Below are 22967 nucleotides of genomic sequence, written 5' to 3' on the forward strand. Positions count from 1 at the left end.
CTTTCACCTCTTCAAGCTGGATACTTTATTTTCCAAAAAACTTTTTTCCTTTAAGTCATCAAACAACTGGTCGAATCCTTCCATATCCGCAGATATCCAGTAGCGTCCTTTTAAAATATTCTTTGTACCGAGTCTTAAATATAATTTCCCGGTCGGTTTATACAAACGAATCTGCGCAAAGGATAAATCTTTCCAGTAAAATTCGTGAGTCACAAAAAATGCATGAATGATGATTTTATCGTCATCGAATTTAATCCAGCTCGGTGTATGAATACCGACAACGCTGGATAATAAAAGCAGACTGCTTCCGTATATTAACACCTGTGCGAACGCGCTCTCACTCCCTGTCATCATTAAAAATATTCCCCAGATTAACAGGCCGATCATGATAATTACAGGCAGTAATACATTCGTGACAAACTTTGCGGTTGTGTATTGATACGATTTCACGGTATACACCTTCCCTTAAGTTTTAGATAGAGCCCGGATTACTCCAGGCTCTTAATTATTCCAATTCTAAAATTTCCATGATTTTTTCAATATCCTGATCAATGCCGATACCTGACAGGAATGATACTGTCTGAATGACCGGTACATCGCCGACGCCGCTGACCGGTGTCGTTGTTACAATTAAATCAAAACGATCCGCTTTTGAAGGTGCTTCAGCTGCCTTGCACTGATCCACATGAACCTGATGCCCCTTCTGACCGAGTACTTCTTCAATCTTCTTTGCGACTACTGTTGATGTTGCGATAGCTGTACCGCAAGCGACTAGTATTCTTTTCATTATAAAATCCCGCCTTTTACTTTAATGTTTTTTTATCAATGCCTAATTCTTCAGCATACTGTTTCTTAATATCATTACGCACCCAGAACCATAACAGTGCGTATATAATTCCGAATATCACTGCGGTAATAAACAATGGATTGCTCGGATCAAGCAGGTTGTAGATGATGAACACGAGAATGTGGGAGCCGACATCAATACCGGAAATCAGACTTGCAGATTCAGGCATTTGGAAACCGACTGCTTCTCCCATTCTTGTTGTCAGTTCAGCAATGTTTGTTGCGATGAATAAAACAATCATCACTGTGACAATCGAGTTAATCAGACCGCGGATGATGTTACCTCTTGATGCAGCCACCGCCCAGATGACTGTAAACGGCAGTACCGCGAGGTCCGCAAACGGAAGCATTTCATTCCAAGGAAGAATCACAGCAAGAACCAATGTGATCGGCACCATTAACAGCGCAACCGCCATATTTGCCGGGTTCCCGATAACAACCGCAGCATCAAGACCGATATACACTTCTTTACCCGGAAATCTTTTTGTAACGAAGTCTCTCGTTCCTTCAGAGATTGGGATTAACCCTTCCATCAGTAATGCAACCATACGCGGTAAGAGAATCAGTACTGCAGACATTTGAATCCCGAGTGTTAATATGCCCTGCAGATTATATTCACCGAGTATACCGATTAAAAGCCCAAGCACGAGACCCATGACCAGCGGTTCCCCGAATACACCGAAACGTTTTCTGAGTGTTTCCGGATCCGCATGAAGTTTATTCAGCCCCGGAATTTTATCCTGCACCTTATTTAATGCATAAGTGATTGGTGCAAAGTTGACTGTTTCAGAGTGTGCAAGTGAGACACCTTTCAAGCCGAAATGATGTTCCACTGCAGGTGCTGTCCAGTCGGCAAGCTTTAAAGTAATTCCTGTCACAATTAAACCGATTGCGATAGACAGAATGACGTTATCTGTTGCGATATACACTAAGGAAGTCGAGAAAATTAAGTGCCAGAAATTCCAGATATCCACGTTGATAGTCTTCGTCCAGTTAAGTGCAACCAAAAGCAGGTTGAATACAATAATTACCGGAATCATCACCGGTGCCAGTGTGGTACCAAATGAAATTGCGGCACCGACCGGCCAGCCGACATCAAGAATGGATAAATTCAAATTAAATCGTTCGACCATTGCTTCAGTTGCAGGACTTAAAGATGTGGTCAACAACCCGATGACCAGGTTGATCCCTACAAATCCAATACCGATTGTGATACCGGCACGGAATGATTTATTAAAGCCCTGTCTTAAAAGCAGACCGAAAATAATCATGATAATAGGCAGCATAACGGAGGGACCTAAATCTAAAATAAAATCAATTGCTGATTGAAACATCGCCATCACCCTTTTTTATTTTATTAACTATACGTTTAACTCACTGCTGTAATCTTTAATCGTAGATATAATCGCTTTTTCATCTTCAGCATTACGGATTTTCATCAGCATTTCCTTGTTCTGCATGAGCCCTGTAATAATCTGCAGAACTCCAAGCTGCCTGTCCGGCTTTTGAATCGCCAGCATAAAGATAATTTCAGCATCTACTGTTTCATCCGGCATTCCCATATGTGAAAAAGACACCGGCGTATTCAATACGGCAACACCAATCGATTCTTTATTCACATGGATGGAATCAGTATGGGGAATCGCAACGCCTAAATGTTCCGTTTGAATTCCTGTAGGGTACACTTTTTCCCGTTCACTTAAAGCTTCTAAATAAGATTCTTTCACATAACCAAGTGAATGCATCCGGCCGAACATTTCTTTAAACAGTTCTTCCTGTGATGATACATCGAGAAAAAACACAAGCTCTTCACTAAAAAAAGTATCAAAATTCATAAACCTGATTCCTCCATTCCGGCATCAAATATGCTTCTCTTTATCTGATTCACTGCCGATAAATTGTTTTGTCCATTCCTGTACTTCCTGATAAGAGTCAGAAGAAATAATCCGGTTAATCTGTTTTTCGTTCTGCGAAATATCCGCAAGCTGCAGCAGTGCTTTTAAATGCTGTTCACGGTCAATCGCTGAGAGCAGTACAATCAAATGGGCTTTTCTCTCCTTCGAAAAATGAACACCTGATTTCACGATAAGAAAACTCATCCCCATCTTTAAAGCTCCGTTTTCAGGATCTGTGTGCGGAATCACTGTTTTATCACCGAGAAACAAGTAATCGCTTTCATAATTGTAGCTTTGAATCACTGAATCTCTATATTCAGACTTGATAATTCCGTTTTCGATCAGCGGAAGAGCAGCGAGTTCAAGTGCCTCTTTCCAATCCTTCATATTATCCCGGAACTGAACAAATTCCGGCTGCATCATCTGTGCGAGGTCGGGTTTCGCCACACTCAAATCAAATTGAGACGTTTCCTGCGAACCGTAAAAGTAGGATAAGAGTTCTCTTTCGAGCTTTTCTTTATCATGGACTGACGCATTTTCCTCTATCATCTGCATAATGAGGTCAAGATCCGGCGTTTGTGAAGTGTAGCCGAACAAATCATTCACAACCACTTTCTGAAGCTTCCTCCACTCACTGTTTGTCGGGAATTTATTAATATAATATTGATGCTTTGTTGTTTCCAAAGGAATATTCGTAAAGACAACATTATATTCTTCCGTGAACTCCTGGAACTCCCTCAAAGACAATGCGCCGAGGAAAATAAAATCAGGAAACATCCGCTTCAGCGTATTCATCAGCATTTTTGAAATCGATGTACCGTGCGGACAGACCACAACAGCCTTCACTTTCTCTGTGACATAGTCACCCTGCTTCGTCAGCCATCCGCCGATTAATATACTGAAATAAATGATTTCACTTTCCGGAATCGGCTGGTCAAACAGTTTCGCAAAGGGGAGTAAAGTTTGTTTAACCAGATAATGAAGTTCCTTAAAATCATTTGTAAACGATATATCCACCGGATTCAGTTCACTTAAATTGTATTTAATCCGGTAATACGCCGGAGTCGCATGCAGCAGAAGCTGACTGATCAGCTGGTTCTTATCTTTTAAAACCACACATGCCTGTCTCTCAAATTCAATGAGAAACATCTCAATAGCATCCTTGATTTTAGGCAGAACATTATCGTCCACGTATTCTGACGAATGCAGTGTCGTTGACAACAGATGAAGAGCGATATATAAACGCTCGTTTGTTGACACTACCTGATAATCGGAAAACAGTTCCTCAGTCGCAAGGTACTCCTTTGTATCCGCAATCTCTTCATAACGCAATTGAAAATTTTCGATAGAATACCCGAGCCTCACCCTTCTTAAAATAGAAGCAATGATATAAGGCATCACTGCCAGCTGTTCATCCGTAAACTTCAACTGCAGTCTGTTCTCAATATTCGTTAGTTTACTCGATATATCTTTAATATCCGCCTCCTTTATGTGGCCGTACTGCTGTATAAAATGATCCCCCTGATCCATCTCCATGCACTCACGTACAATTGAAATCAGAAGTTTCCGCACTTCAGACTCATCACCCGTTATCACATAACCGCCGATTCTGTTGTAAATAAAACTCACTTCAAAATCCTGAACGTACTCCCGAAGTTTCTTCAAGTCATTTAAAATAGTATTTTTACTGACCGAAAGCTCTGATGAAAAATGAACCAGCGACAATTCCTCACTTGACGTCAGTGTCATGAGAATAATGACCAGTCTTCTCTGTTCCTCCGTAAAATAATTCTCACGGTGATCCAAAGACTTTGACTGATGATGCTGCGCATACAATTCATCCGGAACTACAAACATTCCCGTTTTACTTCTCGATATTTTTGGAAACCCTTTCATTTTTAAGTATTCGTTAATTTTGGATAATGAATATGTCAGCTGACGCTTTGTAATATTCTGATCTTCCATTAATGCTTTACTCGTGACATAAGAGTCTCTCAATAACATCTCCATAATCAGACGACTTCTTGAATCCAACTGCATTAAAATCATCCCCTTGGCTTATTCATACTTTAACATAACATTTGTTCTTTACCGACACATTTATAAACAAAGATTTTGTAACACCTTTGTACATGCTTGTGTTCAAGTTGTGATGCAGTGCACAATATTGTTCTACTAAAATACGAATCATCTATGTAAATAAAATTCATGCTTCTGTTTCAATAATATCATTCTCCGGATATACGCTCTGTCCGGTGATATGATTTCATTTATATTATATTTTAAGAAAGAGAAATAATATATATTTAAAACTTCGGGACAAAAAAGATGTGATTTTTAATCATCATTAAATGCTTGTTCCGTATTAAGCATCTTTTATCACTTTCCACATCATCACAAAAAACCACCTCATATTTGAGGTGGCTCATCATCAATCTTTAGTTTTTTAATGAATCAGTAATATCCTTCATTAATACACTGTCTGCTTCCAATTAGATACATCCACTTCAAGCGGTATCTCTTCTGCACGCGCTTTTCTTGCTGCATTGAAGAACAGAAGTACAAGTATGGCTGCACCGATAAATCCGCCAATCCATGATACATTCATCGGCAGGTTGAAACCGATTGGCTGGGATAATATATAGGTTATAACCATAATCAGCATAAATGTTCCTGGTATCAATGCGACAAAGTAATTTTTGCCGGCGATGTAGAGATACATTGCACCGACGAATAATGCAATCACGGCAGTTGACTGGTTGGCCCAGTTAAAGTAACGCCACAATAACTCAAAATCGATTTGTGTTAACACTACTGATATTGCGAATAAAGGCAGTGCCACCCATAAGCGGCTTCTTAATGTTTTTTGTGCCACTTTCAGATAATCCGCAATAATCATTCTCGCACTTCTGAACGCTGTATCTCCGGAAGTAATCGGTAGTACAATAACACCGAGTACTGCAAGCGTACCACCGATGGCACCTAATAATGTTGTAGATGCTTCACTGACAATCGCACCCGGTCCGCCCGCTGCAAGAATTTCACCTAAGCCGTTGTAGCCGTCAAACAGACTCATTGCTGCTGCCGCCCAGATCATAGCGATAATTCCTTCTGCGATCATCATACCGTAGAAAATTTTACGTCCCTGCTTTTCCTGCTTTGTTGTTCTTGAAATAATTGGTGTCTGAGTCGCATGGAAGCCGGACAAAGCACCACATGAAATAGTAAAGAACAATAATGGGAAAATCGCTGCGCCGCCCGGATGGAAATTCTGGAATGATAATTCCGGAATCGGTGCACCGGTGACTACTAAACCGATACCAACACCAGCTGCACTGATTAAAAGTAGTGCACCGAAATACGGGTACAGTCTTCCGATAATTTTATCGACCGGCAGAAGTGTTGCCAGGATGTAATATACAAATATAAATGCGATAAATACGCCGATTGCCACACGTCCGTTTGACAGTAAGTGCAGAAGACTTGCCGGAGTGGATACAAATACCGTCCCTACAAGGAGAAGTAAAAGTACCGCGAATCCGTTCACGACATGCTTCATCACTTTCCCTAAAAACTTACTCGCGAGTTCCGGCAGGTGTGCACCACGGTTTCTGATGGAAATCATACCTGTCAGATAATCATGCACTGCACCGGCGAAGATACAGCCGACCACAATCCAGATAAATGCAGCCGGGCCGTATAACGCACCCATTATCGGACCGAATACCGGACCTGTACCTGCAATATTTAAAAGCTGGATAAGTGAGTTCTTTGGTGTACTCATCGGGATATAATCCACACCGTCACTGTTCACGTAAGCAGGTGTCGGACGCTCCTCTTTCACACCGAACATTTTTTCTATAAATTTACCATATGTAAAATAACCTACAACTAATAAAACAATACCAATTAAAAATGTATACAATTTTATTCCCCCTCTGCATTTGAATACGCTTTCAATTGATTATAAAGTAAACCTGCTCCAAATTGTCCGGAACAGGCATCAAAGGTTATTTCAGGAGATTAAGATGCATGTATCACACACTAAGATGCATCTTACAATTCCAGTTGTTCACGAAGCGACTTAACGTAATTTCTGCTGACTGACAGCTTTTCGTCTGTTCCTTCTAACTGCAGGTGATAGGCACCGTTAAACCAGGGTGTCAACTTCTGAATATATTTCAAGTTAACAAGAAAGCTTTTATGGATTCTGAAGAAACCATGCGACAATAAACGTGCTTCCAGCACTTTCAAAGCTGCATTGGTGCTGAATTCACCCTGCTTTGTTATGAGCCGGGTCTTCTTCTCCACTCTCTCCATATATAAAATATCTTTTAGTTCCAGGTAATGAATATCCCCGTCGACTTCCACCGAGAGTTTCCCCGGTGCTCTGTCAGGCTTTACCGAAACATCCTTTACATGTTTATTCACCAGACGTTGCATGGTTTCATCAAGCTGCGCTTCATCATACGGTTTCAGTAGATAGTCTACCGCTTCATACCTGAACGCTTCTGCCGCGAACTGCGGGTATGCCGTAGCGAAAACAATCAGCGGCGGTTTTTTTAGTTTTCTGATGGATTCCGCCACTTCCATACCGTTCATCTTCGGCATTTCAACATCAAGGAAAATCACATCCGGCTGATCACGCATCGCCTTCATCACCGCTTCTTCCCCGGACTCAGCCTCTTTAACGGATTTGATTTCTCTATAACTGCTCAGTAAATATTTCAGTTCTTCACGATTGTACGGCTCATCATCTACAATCAATGCATTCATCCACTGTTCCATCAATTGACCCCCTCTTTTTTCGGCAGAATAAAGTTCACTGCCGTCCCTGAATTAACCGTTGACTCTACTTGAAGCATTGACGCTTCACCAAATAGAATATTTAACCGACGGTTTACATTATATAATGCCAGGCCGCCGTGTTCACTGGAGCCTGCTGATATTTTATGAATCTCTGAGGCCGTCGCCTGATCCATTCCCATACCGTTATCCTTAATCGAAATATAGACACCGTGACGTATTTTTTCAATGGTAACTTCGAGCACACAGTCACTCTCTTTGTCTTTGAATCCATGAATAATCGCATTTTCAACAATCGGCTGAAGCGTTAACGGCGGCAGCAGTTCTGACAGCGCATCCTCATCAATTACATAGTGAATCGTCAAACGATCTTTGAACCGTTCCTCATATATTGATAAGTATGACTGAACCTGTTTCAATTCCTGCTCAAGCGTAATGATTTCCTGGGTGGCACCGGATAAATTCTGCCGGATGAAATGAGACAGTGAAATCAGCATTTTTCTCGCCTTCACAGGATGCAGACGGATTAATGAAACAATCGTATTAAGCGTATTGAACAGAAAATGCGGATGCATCTGAGCCTGGAGGGCCTTTATTTCCGCGTCTTTTGCGAGCTGGTATACCCGGTCTGCCCGGCCGATTTCAAGCTGGTGGCTGATCATCGTACTTAAACCTGAAACAAGTTCCCTGTTTGCTTCCGTCAAATCATTTTCCGAATGAAAATAAAACTTCAGAGTACCGATAATCTCATCTCTCTCTTTCAAAGGTGCGACGATGACCGCACCGAGCGGACAGTCTTTTTTATTACAATGAATCAATTCAGATGTCCCCATCTGAATCTGTCCTTTATCAATCACATCCATTGTGATTTTCGTTTGAATCGGGTTCTCCTGATAATGATGATCATGCCCGAGACCGATGTGCGCCAGAATATTTTTCTGGTCTGTGATTGATACGGCACTCGTATTCAGCTCCTTATGTATAATACGACAGACCGATTCCGCACCGGTGCGGTCAAGTCCGTTTCTTAAATAAGTCAGTGTCTGATCGGCAATTCTTAATGTTTTCTGCGCCTGAAGCGCCCCCGCCTTCTCTTCTTCCCGCAGGACACTTTTAATCACTAAAAGCACCAGAACTACTCCGACACCATTCGCGAGAATCATCGGCAGACCGATTAAACTGACCAGAGCCCATGCCTGCTCAAAAGGACGCGCAACGATAATAATCACGAGCATCTGCACCGCTTCAGCAAACGCCCCTACCCAAAACGCTGTCCGAAGCTTAACACGGTTGTTTTTCTTATAAAAGTAACTCGCAATCACACCTGCAAGTATCGTCGCGAGGCCACATGCTAGCCCTGTGAAACCGCCGAGTGTGAAGCGGTGAACCCCGGCAATAATCCCCGCACTGATACCCACTTTCGGACCGCCGAGAAGACCTGCGATTACGATACCGATGACCCTTGAATTCGCAATCGCATCCTCACTCGCGAGCTCACTTGCCCAGCGGTTAAACTGCAGACTGTCCGTACTGACATTTAATCCTGTATATGTACCGATAATACCGAAAAAACCAAAGAATAAAATCGCAGTCATATTCTGCTTAGGACTCAATTGGTCCTGGTAAAACATCTGTCTGAAAAAGTGGAAGCGGGTTAAAACAAATGCAATGGTCACGATAATACCAACCCGCTCTATTAATGTAATCAGCAATTCAAACATCGGAAGTACTCCCTTCCGGATTATGTATTTGAGAAAGTGTTCCCGTTAGTATAGTTTAGCAGATTTGATGGGGGGTGACTGGAAAATTTGATGTTTGGATATTTTATCGTGATCCTTCTATTTCCGGGTTCTAGATGTGATTAAAAAGTAATACGAGTATAAGTTAGGGAGTCTAATTCACAGTGCTATCGGGTGCGACCGGTACTCTGTGATAGGCACCCTGTCATAAAAGTATTTCAATCCACGCACCCTCACGGGGTGCGACCTTCCGGATGATCAGATTAAAAGTGCAGATCAATGATTTCAATCCACGCACCCTCGCGGGGTGCGACAAGAGTTATATGTAGTGCTGTTTGAGCATGTCGATATTTCAATCCACGCACCCTCGCGGGGTGCGACATGACGAACGCCTTGACCGCCACAAAGAGCGGATATTTCAATCCACGCACCCTCGCGGGGTGCGACGGGACAACCAATTAGCCGTACCTCCTTCGTCTATTATTTCAATCCACGCACCCTCGCGGGGTGCGACGTTCCAAATTCTCGAAACCTTACCGGAAGCCGGTATTTCAATCCACGCACCCTCGCGGGGTGCGACCTTATGGAAAAAGATTGGAGTACATTTACCAGTTATTTCAATCCACGCACCCTCGCGGGGTGCGACCAGGAAAGTCAACATCTTGCGGATGCTATTTTAATATTTCAATCCACGCACCCTCGCGGGGTGCGACCCACGGCGATTATAATTTTAATAAAGTAGTTAAGATTTCAATCCACGCACCCTCGCGGGGTGCGACATACCTGAAACTGCATCTGATTCATTTCCAAAATATTTCAATCCACGCACCCTCGCGGGGTGCGACTGATGAAAAAGAAACAGAAGAAAATGGAGGAAATATTTCAATCCACGCACCCTCGCGGGGTGCGACTCCGCCCATTTTCCCGATTAAACCGATTAAAGGAGAATTTCAATCCACGCACCCTCGCGGGGTGCGACTTAATCATCAGCACTCGACCATCGGGCCCATAAATTATTTCAATCCACGCACCCTCGCGGGGTGCGACACGGTTCACCGGGCGGTGGCGGAAGTGATGACGGATTTCAATCCACGCACCCTCGCGGGGTGCGACATTAATACAATAAGCAGCGCAGCACCGACCACGAAAATTTCAATCCACGCACCCTCGCGGGGTGCGACTATTCGACGCAGAGGTCGACTCTAATCAGGCGGTCATTTCAATCCACGCACCCTCGCGGGTTGCGACATATCCATGAAAAACTCGTCAATTGAGTATTGATATTTCAATCCACGCACCCTCGCGGGGTGCGACTTTATGACTTATTCGAAATGGAATGCACATGCCCATTTCAATCCACGCACCCTCGCGGGGTGCGACGCCGACTTCGACAGCTGATGACATTCCAGAGAATATTTCAATCCACGCACCCTCGCGGGGTGCGACTGGTGTTTCTTCCTCTTCATCACTCACATGCGCAATTTCAATCCACGCACCCTCGCGGGGTGCGACTAGATGCCCTCAGAACGTTTATACTGCATCACAACATTTCAATCCACGCACCCTCGCGGGGTGCGACTTCCAGGGGTTAAACGTCACTGTGACCTGTTTAAAATTTCAATCCACGCACCCTCGCGGGGTGCGACGTCCTCCAAAATCCATAACTTCATATATATGATTATTTCAATCCACGCACCCTCGCGGGGTGCGACTCTTCAGAACAATTGGTATTGATTCACTGCCAGTTATTTCAATCCACGCACCCTCGCGGGGTGCGACGACATCAAGGGTATGGCAACACCAGCATCACTTATATTTCAATCCACGCACCCTCGCGGGGTGCGACCTAATAGCAGACGACAAGGTTAAAAAACAAAGGAATTTCAATCCACGCACCCTCGCGGGGTGCGACCAAGTTCGTATTTTTCGTTTTCTCCTTTTAAAATTATTTCAATCCACGCACCCTCGCGGGGTGCGACGACAAATTTGGACATTATATTTCCTTGACCACTTAAATTTCAATCCACGCACCCTCGCGGGGTGCGACCGACTGCACTTTTACCCTGTGACGGTCTGCCTGCCAATTTCAATCCACGCACCCTCGCGGGGTGCGACCATTGTCGTCCACGAAACTACATTCCTGTTAAGGATTTCAATCCACGCACCCTCGCGGGGTGCGACAAGCATACAGAGGTGGATTCACATGGTTAAATAAATTTCAATCCACGCACCCTCGCGGGGTGCGACACACGTCTCTTTGATGTCTCCGTTGACCTGGGTGTATTTCAATCCACGCACCCTCGCGGGGTGCGACCTTAAAAATTCAAAAGTTTATACACGATGGCAAGATTTCAATCCACGCACCCTCGCGGGGTGCGACAATCAGATGCCTCTTCATTTAATTTAAGACGACCATTTCAATCCACGCACCCTCGCGGGGTGCGACCCGTTTATCTTTACGTAGTACAACGTCCAATAACATTTCAATCCACGCACCCTCGCGGGGTGCGACTGCAACATTACCGCCATACTGTTTACCGGCAATTATTTCAATCCACGCACCCTCGCGGGGTGCGACAAAAGACAGCGTACTCACAAGGGCAGCGACTGTTATTTCAATCCACGCACCCTCGCGGGGTGCGACCAGGTGTTTCTAATGTTTAACCCCGTAAGTAAATTATTTCAATCCACGCACCCTCGCGGGGTGCGACTCAAATACGATTGATGGTATTCAGGCGGTCAACTTATTTCAATCCACGCACCCTCGCGGGGTGCGACGATGTAGAGCCGAATGCATTTATTTCTAAAGCGCAATTTCAATCCACGCACCCTCGCGGGGTGCGACATCCATGAAGCGTGTGCCGTAATTAACGTATGGTATTTCAATCCACGCACCCTCGCGGGGTGCGACACGTTCGATTGAGGGCATTACTGAAATCCCTTCAATTTCAATCCACGCACCCTCGCGGGGTGCGACGGAGCATGAAAGTACAGCAGAATCGTACAGTGAAATTTCAATCCACGCACCCTCGCGGGGTGCGACCTGTTTGACACAGGCAATGTGATGTATGTGGCAATTTCAATCCACGCACCCTCGCGGGGTGCGACACTTAGTAGTTGGCGGTCAGCGTGATGCAACTTTATTTCAATCCACGCACCCTCGCGGGGTGCGACCGCACGTAGCAAGCGCATCACATATAGACTGCTAATTTCAATCCACGCACCCTCGCGGGGTGCGACTAAATTAAAGGGAGTGATTCTATGTCGGAATACATTTCAATCCACGCACCCTCGCGGGGTGCGACTTTTTTGCAGTGAAGTTATACCTTATCAACGAACCATTTCAATCCACGCACCCTCGCGGGGTGCGACGATTACGTATGACAGTCATTCGTGATTATTCAGATTTCAATCCACGCACCCTCGCGGGGTGCGACGCCTGCTCATGCGTCACACTGACCGGCTTACCTAAATTTCAATCCACGCACCCTCGCGGGGTGCGACTGTACGCAGGCGACTTTAACAACCTGTTCTACGATTTCAATCCACGCACCCTCGCGGGGTGCGACATTGTAATTGATGAGCGTTGTCCGAAAACAATTATTTCAATCCACGCACCCTCGCGGGGTGCGACATTTAGGCGGGATACACCCCGCCTTATGGTGTTTAATTTCAATCCACGCACCCTCGCGGGGTGCGACTTGATAGGTACTGTCTAGAGATACCTGCGCCTTATTTCAATCCACGCACCCTCGCGGGGTGCGACACCATGTGGATGCTATCACAGATGCAGAGACGATTATTTCAATCCACGCACCCTCGCGGGGTGCGACTGTAACATATTCACCTTCAAATTTACGATTCAGAATTTCAATCCACGCACCCTCGCGGGGTGCGACGATGAATCCTTCATCATCAGCACTCATATTTAAGTATTTCAATCCACGCACCCTCGCGGGGTGCGACTCAATAAAGTCATTGATGTCGTCCATATAAGGACTATTTCAATCCACGCACCCTCGCGGGGTGCGACACCATCAATATCAATGCCGATGTACGGTTCTTTATTTCAATCCACGCACCCTCGCGGGGTGCGACAATCATATACTTCCCCCTTATTCACACGGCATTATTTCAATCCACGCACCCTCGCGGGGTGCGACTGTATATCACGAACTCCTATCTTTCCTACCAAAAATTTCAATCCACGCACCCTCGCGGGGTGCGACGCCGCAAGGTAAGTCAATCGACCAAATGGCACGTATTTCAATCCACGCACCCTCGCGGGGTGCGACATGGCTTTTCCGAGGATGTGTGAGCCGTCTCCGGTCATTTCAATCCACGCACCCTCGCGGGGTGCGACGTCATGGGTGCAGAGTCCTTCACTGCTGCCGCTGCATTTCAATCCACGCACCCTCGCGGGGTGCGACTGCTTATTTAACAACAAAAAATAGAATGGTATAATACACAAGCGAAATATTACACCATATTCCAATGTCTTTTTGCTATTTATTACTTATTTTCTATGCGAACCTGCCGGGGTTTTATGAGTAACCCTGGTTCGCCTTAACTATAATATGAACACATCTTTATCTGGGTTGTATGATTCATCTTTCCCTAAAGTTTCTACCCTGTTCTCCCAATTTTTCCCCAAAAGATAAAACCTTAATGAATCTCTTTCCAAATCAATTATATTTTTCAAATCATTCTTCAACTTAACATATTGATCAGGCATAACACTGCACTCAAAGACTGAATTTTGCACTCTTTGACCATAGTCTACACATTTTTTCGCAACGTGTCTTAATCTCTTTTTCCCATTACTTGATTCTGTATTTACATCATACGTTACCAAAACCAACATTTTATCACCATCTCACGTTAAGAATGGAGGATACTCCTCAATATCATTCCTTATATACCTGCTTAATAACTGAGCTTGTACATAAGGGATTAAACCTATAGGCATTCTTTCTTTAATAAAGGGATGCGTTATTTCACTGTGCTTACGCTTCTGCCATAGCTCGAGCACCTTTTGTCTGCCTTTATCATTCAATAAAACAGCGCCATTCTCTTTTTCTTCAAAATCCTTACTATTGACCTGCTTTCGGTTAATCAAAGTGATTACAAAACGATCCACCATAAAAGCACGTAACTCTTCGACCATATCTAAAGCGAGACTTGCACGTCCCGGCCGGTCTGTATGATAAAAGCCAACATAACTGTCTAAACCTACAGATTCTAATGCCGCCTGTACTTCATATGTTAAGATACTGTATAAGTAAGAGAGGATAGCATTGACTTTATTTAACGGCGGACGTCTTGATCTCATTACAAATTTAAAGTCTTCCTTCTGATAGAGAATCAGCTCATCAAAAGCTTGGAAATATTGACGTGCAGCATCTCCTTCTATCCCTCTTAAACTGTCTAGACTGGTATTATTATCAATATTCTCAAGTTGATTCTTTAAATATTTCACAGTGAAATTCACTTGGGTTTGATTCACTTTTTCACCATGATCCCTTAGAACTCTCAAAAATAATTTTCTACTATTAATTATTTTTGCTTTTATACATTGATTCGCAATTTTTACACTTTGCTCTTCATTGTCTGAAAGTCTATACTGCGTTCTTCTCAACAGAACATTTCCGTTCGTCATACCGATAAATTTACCGCAGAATCTACCGTTCGGTGTTAAAAAGGTAATAGATATATTATTATCGCTCGTTAATTTCATTACACCAGGGCTTACTCCGACATAATTAAAACATACAATCCCTTCAAGTATATGCACAGGAAATCTCTTAATCACTTTGTCATCTTTTTTCACCACAATATTTTCCCGGTCTCTACCAAGATATAAGTCTTCGTTCGTCATATATAAAGTATTCAATAGTTTCCTCATATTAAATCCTCATCTATCTCATCGATATGATTATTCATATAATTAGAGACGTTCACTTTCTTTTTAGTCAATCGGGGCATACAAATATCATACAAGGAGCATTCTTTGCAGTTTTTATAACTTTCAGCCTGTAAGGTGCGACCCCTTTTATAAATATCATGCATATCACGACATATATCTTCAACTTGCGCTCTTAGACTCGGAGTAATATTTATCCTGACTTTCTTATTGGTCTGATTGTAATATAGATAAGAGTATGGAATATCGGTATCCAGTGTCTCTTCCAAACAAATTACCTGAGCCACTAATTGAACAACATCTCTGTCGTCTTTTTTCTCTTTTCCTCGTTTAAACTCAACAATGACCGGTTTCCATATACCTTTCTTTCCAACAATTGATATCCCGTCAGAATCCACTTTCGTAAATTCAACGACATCAAGAATACCTGAGATACCTAATTTAGAAGAGGCCACAGGCATTGCCCGTGAAAAGAATATTCCTTTTCTTTTTTCTTTTATATAAGGATTGTCTGCTTTTTCATGAAGAATCTGTCCCTCTGCAGTCCATCTATTATCTTTCCACTGCTGTTCAACATGGATGAGACTCCACTGGCGCTTACAGAAATAATAGTGTTGTATTCCACTAAGCATTAGATAATCCTTCTCTTTATACATGATTAAATACCTTCGAGTTGTTCAACTTCTAGACCGAGAGATTTATATTCTTCTAATTTTTCCGTGTTCAAATGAATGTTATAGTTCTCATATCTCTCTTTCATGTCTGAATCATTATTCCATTCAAGAAGATTTTTTATTTTCGCACTGGAAACATTACCAATCTTGGAAGAATGTTTGAACCAAAAAATATCTCTGACTTCCATTGAACCTTCCGGCCGTGCAGAAGACGCATCATTTATGAATAAAGTTCTTAACGCTTCTTTAATTACACTTAAGTCCTTCTCGTCAAATCCTGTTCTCTCAGCATAAAAACAGTTCACCGCGCCATAAATGACATATGTACCAAACTCAGCCACATGCTTTGTGCCCATAGTATCTGCAGATCGGGACTTTCCTGATTTTGGCTCCATACCATTCGTACTTCGTGTAATCTGCATAGATGTAATCTCTATAGGTTCTAAAGACTTCGCAATGCTGACTGACACCGGTCCTCTAATACCAATAGATTTTTTATCAAATGTAATCACCTGGCCAAATGAACGAACATCCAGCCATTTTTCCATCGCTTCTTTTTCAACTTCAATATCATTCTTATTCCCTTTAAAAAATTCATTATATCTGGACTCTAAAGAATAATGATCATCATCTACACGGTCACGTGATTTCACAAAAATTTCATGTCCCAAATCCTGCATACGATTTCTAATTTTCCGCTTAATACTGACGTCACTCATCTCACCGTATCCCTTTGAATCAGTTCTCGGCATATTTCCTGCCAGAGGATCCCCATTCGGATTGGCATTATTAACTACAACTGTTGCGATAAAATCAATTTTGTTTTCAATCATTTACTTGTTCCTCCTCAGAATCTTTTTCTTTTTTTGAAAATATGAAATCCATTTCTGCATAATACCCGAATATAAATTGATAGCTTAATGCTGAGTTTAAATGCGTTTCTTCTGTATTATCATGAATATTCTTAATAATTTCTTGTCTCTCTCTATCTAATTTGTAAAATACGCCTCTTTTATCAGCACTATTTTTTAATTTTTTCTCATAACTTTTTACTTTTCCTTCTAATTGCTGCATCATTGTTGCCGGATTGTTGGTATATGATGTCCAAAACTTCTCAGCATTCGTTAGTCTTTTATCACTACTGTCAAAGGTGCTTGCCTCAAGCCTTTCATAAACAGCCAGCAATCGTCCGTACAAATATGATCGATCCAAATTATTTTTATTAATCATCTTAGTAAATTCTCCCTCCTTTTGCTTATTCAAAATCGCCATTGAAACAAACATCAAATTATTCCATTTAACGTCATAACTCAGTCTGTTACGTACATTTAAATCCGCTCTCATTACATAGTCTGAAGGGGTCTGCAGTCCTTCAATAATACTGGTGACTAATTTTCTGTACTGTAATTTCTTAAACTGCCCATTGTCTAGTACCCAGTTATCATTTCTTTCTATCCCGTGGACCGCAACTATCATATTATAAACCTCGGGCGTACTTAAGTCCGTCTTCTTTAATATATAATTGTACTTCCACCACTCATTATCATGCTGCCATTTCTGTAAGTTTGTAAAGAGTTGAGACACAGGGAGTTCTCTGAAATATTTAATAGAGATACGACCGTTACTTGCCTTGTCTATAACCGCAACATAATAACTATCATCCGGAGATAATTTTTTATTTCCTTTTATAAAAGCATCACCAATCCTGCCGCCTCTTTCATCAACAGGGCGATAGCCTTCATCTACTTCTGAATCATCTTCAGAACCAAAACTAAGTATACTTGAATTTGTCACGTCCACTTTACTCTCATTAGGAATGTCAGTCGAAAACCAATTAACTAAATACTGCTGATCCCCGAGCCATTTATGACTGTTTTTGTTTTCAAGTAGATACTTCAACATCAAATGAATTTTCTCTGATGTTCTATAACCGACCTGTAAAATGTCCGTACCTTCTTTAAATCTTCCATAATATGTTTCACGATTATTACTTACCGAAATCAGCTTGGCATTCCCCATCAGTCCCCTGTGATTTTTAATAATATAGTCTTCTTTTCCGGTAAAATAACAAGTACCATTCGGTCGATTTCTGTATTCGATATATTCTATATAGTCCTGATGAAGGTCAGAATTATTTGTCACACTTACATTAATAGGCCCGTTAAATGCCTCTACAATAAATGTAATAAACACATTTGATAAATCATCCGTTTTTTCCTTCTCTTTATCATCTTTATATGCAACTGTAAAATCCTTAAGTGTATATTGTTCCCCTCGATACACTGCTTCAACAATTTCAGTAAACATATTCTCATTGTTGAGAAACTTTTTAATCACTTTCAAAAACTCAATTGCTTCCTCGTGATTTGAATTATCCAGCCAATGATTAAAAACTTCGGAATAGGAGACATTCTTTTGATCTCCTGTCGGGACAACATATTGTAACTTATCAACAAGTGGATGCGGCGGTGGGTTCTGGCCCGAACGTGTTAAAGATTTTTCAGTCACTGGAAAGATAATCATCTCATCTTTATCCATGTATTCTGCCTTCAAAAATGAACCATCTTTTTTAAGCGTCACCTGAATAACATTGTTCCCGCTCGATTTTAAATTATTATGATACACTGGGAGGAGAACTGTATTATCTCCATTATGATTATCAACAAGTCCTGCTTTTTCAGCTTGTTCATAGGCACTCAAAAGTGCGGTAGTCAGACTCAATATTTACACCTCCTTACTCTTCCATTTCTTTATATTCTTCTTCTACAGATTTAATTTGTTTTGGATATTTAAATTCGTAATTCGATAACTCATTTTTAATCCCACAGTCATTTTGCCTTTTAAATTTGATGATGCCGTCAGCCATAATAGTATTTGTGTAATAAGCGAATAACGGATTGCCTGGGGTATCGGGATATTCGAAAGAATGGAACATAATTCCAAAGTTCAAAGTCTGCCCCGCGTGACAGCTTTCCACCTGTGTATATTCCTCTTCAGTGACTGCCTCAACAAACGCCAGACACTCCCTTGTGCCAAGAAAAGTATCCCTGCGGCCGCCTTTTTTTATAGCTCTTTCAGCAATTGCCTCATGTTTCCTTTGATTGCGGTCGTATTCCAAGTCGGTCCTGTTCTCATTCCATTCAAAATGATATTTAACGTAGTAGCATACATCCGCAAGGTAAGTCACATAATTTAAGTCTGCCTTGCCCTTCCCTACCATGGCGCGAATACCCTTAGTATCTGTTTGAATTAGATTAATCACTTTAACTTCATCGACAATATTCTTAAATGTCGGTTTGTAGTAAATTGAATCTACTATTCCCGTTAATCCTTGCCGGGTAGGAACTGAGTAGGTGAATTTTTCACCGCCCCCCTTCGACTCCGGACTCGTCCATAATGCGTAATCGCCATGGATCTTGAAATATAAATCTTTTGATTTAAAACTCATTTTTGCACCTCTTTTCAAATAAAATAATCTTGTGAACCTTACATAATCAGACTATCAATCTTATCCACTGCACCTGTCTGCTTATCATAATAATCTGCTTGTAATATCTTTATTCTTCCATCCATATACGGCATTATTTCATCACTGTATTCATTTAAATTATACATATTCACCGTGTATGGCTGAAGTTCCTTCAGTAACATCTTAATTTTGGCTCCTTGTTCAATTTCATAATGTAATTCAAATTGATTTGCCGCTTCAATCAGTTTTTCTATCTTTTCATTACTTTTCTCATCATAATAAACAATCACCCCTGTTGTTTCTTGTTTAATTAAATCAATGTTTTCGGCAGCGGTCCTAAATGATTGTTTTAACCTACCGTTTACACCCGGTACAATACGGTGTTGATTCGAAGAAAGCAGTGACACAGCATCACCTCGGTCTTTCCCTAACGGGTAATTCATCTTATTTGAATGATTACCGTAGTAAGAATCAAAAAAATCATCATTTACTTTTGATAAATCCAGCGGCTCCGGTTCATCTCTTAATATCTTTTCCGTTTCATTCACTTTATCTTTAATGGACTTTAATGCAGAAACATTAATATTTTCAAATTCCTTCTTTGTTTTTACCAGCTTCACAATACCTTTCCCCGGCAATTCTCCATTTCGATTACATCGTCCCATCGCCTGAACAATAGAATCAATACCTGCATACGAGCGAATTAATCTCTTAAACGAAATATCAACGCCAGCTTCAATCAATTGCGTACTCACACAGATAACCGGTTCATCAGGAAGTAATTCTTTTATCTTTTCAATCACATCTTTTCTATGCTTAGGGCATAAGTTTGTAGAAAGATAAAATAATGGTCTGTCAGTCTGATTTTTCAATTCATCGAATACTTCATTAACTGCTTTTTTAGTATTCAGAATAATTAACACTGAATCTTCAGGGTTAGAAATAATCTCTTTGACAATTTCTTCAGCCCCTGATTCTTCTCCATTGTTTAATTTAAAGATTTCCGTACGATCAAATATTTTTCTCTCCTCATTGCTCATACTAACGATACCTTTCCCATTATCTTTACTGTAGTCAATGGGGTATTTAATATATTTTGAATCATACTTTGGCTGTGTTGCAGTACATAAAACGACTGAGGACTGCATCGTCTGGCTGATGAAATTCATTGTCATGTTAAATAAATGAGTCACTTCAATTGGTAAAGATTGAACTTCATCTAATATAATTACAGAGTTAGCTAAAGAAGAGAACCGTCTGATATTATTTGATTTCTCTTTAAACAAAGTTTGGAAGAATTGCACCATCGTACTCAATACAACTGGACTGTCCCAGGAGTCAACTAAATATTGTGAGAATACTTCCTTCTTGGAATCCTCTTCTGCTTTATCTGGAGAAAGTTCTTTCACTATATTAGAATGATGTTCAGTAATATCTTCATCTTTTAATAATGTTTTTATTTCATCAGCATTCTGTTCCAATACAGACAAAAAAGGAGTGATATAAAATAGTCTTTTTTTGTTTTGGGAGTTAAGCTGATGCACGCCATATCTTAAAGACAGCAGTGTTTTCCCAGCACCCGTCGGTAAATTCAACTGATAAACACCCGGGAAGTCAATTTCACCTCTTTCTTTTGCCTCACTGGCTAAACGATTACGTATCGCGTCCATATCATTTTCAGGGCTCTCATACTCTTTATATCTCTCTTCAATCTTTTCAATATAATCTTTCTTTTTATTGGAAATTTCTTCATTGGATAATGGCTCTACAACTGCTTCATAAGCATTGATTGAATCAGTAATATCAGCATTTTTTAAGAATGATAAATATAATCTTACTTTTAAACTCGTATAAAATTTTTCTTCATCCTTATTGCCCCGATCAAAATTCAAACGTTGACTAAGATCTTTGAATTCGTTGAATGCTTTAATCATGAGCTCCGCCAGGTCAATATCATTCTCTTTAAATAACTTCTCAGCGAAAGGTACAACATCTTCCTCAAAATAATACTCTATCTCTCCACTATTAATTTCATCGTACCTCAACCTTTGAACAAGTTGATTATCTTTACTTTCTAATTTTAGAATATCGTACAAACCATGATGCGCCGTAATTACATATAACACAACTTCTATAAACTCTCCAAATCCTACTTTTTTACTTATCCCGCTTAAGTCACTTGAATGTGCTTTCTGCATTAAATATTTCGCACCTGCCGAAGAATGTGTTACTCTCATTGTCGGTTTTTTATTTATCTTTTTTTGGAAATTCCGATCTGCTTTCCCTAAATCATGAAGTAATCCAATAAGAAAAAGAATATCCCCTTGTTTGATAACGCTTCCATATTCAGACGAAAATTTTGCAACATTTAAGAGATGTTCTGCCAGACTTTGCTTTTGACCAGTACTTGGGTCTTTGTGTGCAATAATCACTTGATATCCTCCTTTACCAAAATTATACACATTAGTAATTATATAAACCAATATTTTCATGGAAAATATTCATAAAAATTAGAATTTTAAAGATGTTTTAAAATTACTATTTGAATTCGAACAGAAATGTATAATTTATATTCTATTATTAATAATAGTTTTAAAAATATATTTAAGGATATTATTACACAATTAAGATCTTATTGCAACAAAAATAAGCGCCTTGATATAATATCAAAGCACCTATTTTTCAAATAAAACTAATATTATTAATAATTTCAATCCGCTCATCCCTTGGGATGGATAAAAAATAATACTAAGAATAACACGGTGTACGTACGATTTCAATCCACGCACTCTCGTGGAGTGCGACATTATGACTTACACATTTGAAGGGTACACAGTTGAATTTCAATCCACGCACTCTCGTGGAGTGCGACGCGGTGTAGCGGTACTCAATTTTACAATCGCAGTATTTCAATCCACGCACTCTCGTGGAGTGCGACGGGACCAGTCGCCAGTGATAATCGCCGAAACAGCCATTTCAATCCACGCACTCTCGTGGAGTGCGACGTTGGAATTTATTCGGAAATGAGGGAGACAGAATATTTCAATCCACGCACTCTCGTGGAGTGCGACTTAAAAAGGATGGACAGGCGTTGAAACTGCAAAGAATTTCAATCCACGCACTCTCGTGGAGTGCGACGTAACATCCGCAGGCTCATCCTCGTCTTCTAGCAATTTCAATCCACGCACTCTCGTGGAGTGCGACGGTTGCTTTGCAGAAGCAATACGTGCAACTTCGAAATTTCAATCCACGCACTCTCGTGGAGTGCGACATTAAATACTCCTTTGATTTTTGTTTTTTTTATATATTTCAATCCACGCACTCTCGTGGAGTGCGACGTGAATCAAGTGATTAAGCGTAATGTTGCACAGCTATTTCAATCCACGCACTCTCGTGGAGTGCGACGGGTAGTCAAAGGCTCACGAGGGAGCAAGAAGTCATTTCAATCCACGCACTCTCGTGGAGTGCGACTGCTTATTTAACAACAAAAATTATACCGGCGCAATACATAAGCAAAATATTACACCAATATTTAACCACTTTCACTTACTTTTCCACTAAATATTGCGCGAACATACAAGGATTTTATGTCCAACCTTGATTCGCACTTTTCAA

At 41.1% G+C, this 22967-nt stretch carries 15 protein-coding genes and 2 CRISPR repeat arrays; all 15 genes read right to left on the bottom strand.

Features of this window, described 5'->3' with window-relative positions; genetic code table 11:
- Positions 1-3: 3 nt before the first annotated feature.
- A complete protein-coding gene (locus tag ACFSX4_RS05825; protein WP_377772478.1) occupies positions 4-450 on the bottom strand; it encodes a hypothetical protein in 447 nt (148 codons plus the stop codon).
- Positions 451-505: 55 nt separating this feature from the next.
- Complete coding sequence (locus ACFSX4_RS05830) at positions 506-787, bottom strand: PTS sugar transporter subunit IIB (protein WP_377772480.1); 282 nt, start codon at positions 785-787, stop codon at positions 506-508.
- Positions 788-803: 16 nt separating this feature from the next.
- Complete coding sequence (locus ACFSX4_RS05835; protein WP_377772482.1) at positions 804-2180, bottom strand: PTS galactitol transporter subunit IIC; 1377 nt, start codon at positions 2178-2180, stop codon at positions 804-806.
- 27 nt (positions 2181-2207) lie between these two features.
- The gene (locus ACFSX4_RS05840; protein WP_377772484.1) at positions 2208-2681 is read right to left on the bottom strand and encodes a PTS sugar transporter subunit IIA; all 474 of its coding nucleotides are present in this window, start codon (positions 2679-2681) and stop codon (positions 2208-2210) included.
- A 24-nt stretch (positions 2682-2705) separates the two neighbouring features.
- Positions 2706-4781, bottom strand: coding sequence for a BglG family transcription antiterminator (locus ACFSX4_RS05845; RefSeq protein ID WP_377772486.1), 2076 nt, complete (start codon positions 4779-4781; stop codon positions 2706-2708).
- A gap of 430 nt (positions 4782-5211) precedes the next feature.
- Positions 5212-6666: a carbon starvation CstA family protein gene (locus ACFSX4_RS05850; RefSeq protein ID WP_377772488.1), complete on the bottom strand. Its 1455-nt coding sequence runs from the start codon at positions 6664-6666 to the stop codon at positions 5212-5214.
- Positions 6667-6797: 131 nt separating this feature from the next.
- Entirely contained in the window at positions 6798-7529 is a 732-nt protein-coding gene (locus ACFSX4_RS05855) for a LytR/AlgR family response regulator transcription factor (protein ID WP_377772490.1), read from the bottom strand.
- Positions 7529-9268, bottom strand: coding sequence for a LytS/YhcK type 5TM receptor domain-containing protein (locus tag ACFSX4_RS05860; protein ID WP_377772492.1), 1740 nt, complete (start codon positions 9266-9268; stop codon positions 7529-7531). Before ACFSX4_RS05860 ends, ACFSX4_RS05855 begins: the two co-directional genes overlap by 1 nt.
- Positions 9269-9501: 233 nt before the next feature.
- Positions 9502-13716: a CRISPR direct-repeat array (repeat unit 32 nt; unit sequence ATTTCAATCCACGCACCCTCGCGGGGTGCGAC).
- Positions 13717-13856: 140 nt separating this feature from the next.
- Complete coding sequence (gene cas2, locus ACFSX4_RS05865; protein ID WP_377772494.1) at positions 13857-14150, bottom strand: CRISPR-associated endonuclease Cas2; 294 nt, start codon at positions 14148-14150, stop codon at positions 13857-13859.
- Between the two features lie 12 nt (positions 14151-14162).
- Positions 14163-15191: a type I-C CRISPR-associated endonuclease Cas1c gene (gene cas1c, locus ACFSX4_RS05870; RefSeq protein WP_377772496.1), complete on the bottom strand. Its 1029-nt coding sequence runs from the start codon at positions 15189-15191 to the stop codon at positions 14163-14165.
- Positions 15188-15865, bottom strand: a complete 678-nt coding sequence (cas4, locus tag ACFSX4_RS05875; RefSeq protein WP_377772498.1) for a CRISPR-associated protein Cas4 — start codon at positions 15863-15865, stop codon at positions 15188-15190. Before cas4 ends, cas1c begins: the two co-directional genes overlap by 4 nt.
- 2 nt (positions 15866-15867) lie before the next feature.
- Positions 15868-16716, bottom strand: a complete 849-nt coding sequence (gene cas7c, locus ACFSX4_RS05880) for a type I-C CRISPR-associated protein Cas7/Csd2 (protein ID WP_377772500.1) — start codon at positions 16714-16716, stop codon at positions 15868-15870.
- Entirely contained in the window at positions 16709-18604 is a 1896-nt protein-coding gene (cas8c, locus tag ACFSX4_RS05885) for a type I-C CRISPR-associated protein Cas8c/Csd1 (RefSeq protein ID WP_377772502.1), read from the bottom strand. The genes cas7c and cas8c overlap by 8 nt, the downstream gene beginning before the upstream one ends.
- Before the next feature lie 13 nt (positions 18605-18617).
- Entirely contained in the window at positions 18618-19331 is a 714-nt protein-coding gene (gene cas5c / locus ACFSX4_RS05890) for a type I-C CRISPR-associated protein Cas5c (protein WP_377772504.1), read from the bottom strand.
- Between the two features lie 38 nt (positions 19332-19369).
- Complete coding sequence (gene cas3, locus ACFSX4_RS05895; RefSeq protein ID WP_377772506.1) at positions 19370-21784, bottom strand: CRISPR-associated helicase Cas3'; 2415 nt, start codon at positions 21782-21784, stop codon at positions 19370-19372.
- Between the two features lie 341 nt (positions 21785-22125).
- A CRISPR array of direct repeats spans positions 22126-22823; the repeat unit is 32 nt; unit sequence ATTTCAATCCACGCACTCTCGTGGAGTGCGAC.
- The last annotated feature ends 144 nt before the right edge of the window (positions 22824-22967 follow it).

Origin of the sequence: Corticicoccus populi (assembly GCF_042686195.1) — a bacterium.
GTDB lineage: Bacteria > Bacillota > Bacilli > Staphylococcales > Salinicoccaceae > Corticicoccus > Corticicoccus populi.

Coding starts and splice junctions, on each gene's coding strand:
- ACFSX4_RS05830 (WP_377772480.1), bottom strand. CDS start 787: ATGAAAAGAATACTAGTCGCTTGCGGTACAGCTATCGCAACATCAACA.
- ACFSX4_RS05835 (WP_377772482.1), bottom strand. CDS start 2,180: ATGTTTCAATCAGCAATTGATTTTATTTTAGATTTAGGTCCCTCCGTT.
- ACFSX4_RS05840 (WP_377772484.1), bottom strand. CDS start 2,681: ATGAATTTTGATACTTTTTTTAGTGAAGAGCTTGTGTTTTTTCTCGAT.
- ACFSX4_RS05845 (WP_377772486.1), bottom strand. CDS start 4,781: ATGCAGTTGGATTCAAGAAGTCGTCTGATTATGGAGATGTTATTGAGA.
- ACFSX4_RS05855 (WP_377772490.1), bottom strand. CDS start 7,529: ATGGAACAGTGGATGAATGCATTGATTGTAGATGATGAGCCGTACAAT.
- ACFSX4_RS05860 (WP_377772492.1), bottom strand. CDS start 9,268: ATGTTTGAATTGCTGATTACATTAATAGAGCGGGTTGGTATTATCGTG.
- cas2 (WP_377772494.1), bottom strand. CDS start 14,150: ATGTTGGTTTTGGTAACGTATGATGTAAATACAGAATCAAGTAATGGG.
- cas1c (WP_377772496.1), bottom strand. CDS start 15,191: ATGAGGAAACTATTGAATACTTTATATATGACGAACGAAGACTTATAT.
- cas4 (WP_377772498.1), bottom strand. CDS start 15,865: ATGTATAAAGAGAAGGATTATCTAATGCTTAGTGGAATACAACACTAT.
- cas7c (WP_377772500.1), bottom strand. CDS start 16,716: ATGATTGAAAACAAAATTGATTTTATCGCAACAGTTGTAGTTAATAAT.
- cas5c (WP_377772504.1), bottom strand. CDS start 19,331: ATGAGTTTTAAATCAAAAGATTTATATTTCAAGATCCATGGCGATTAC.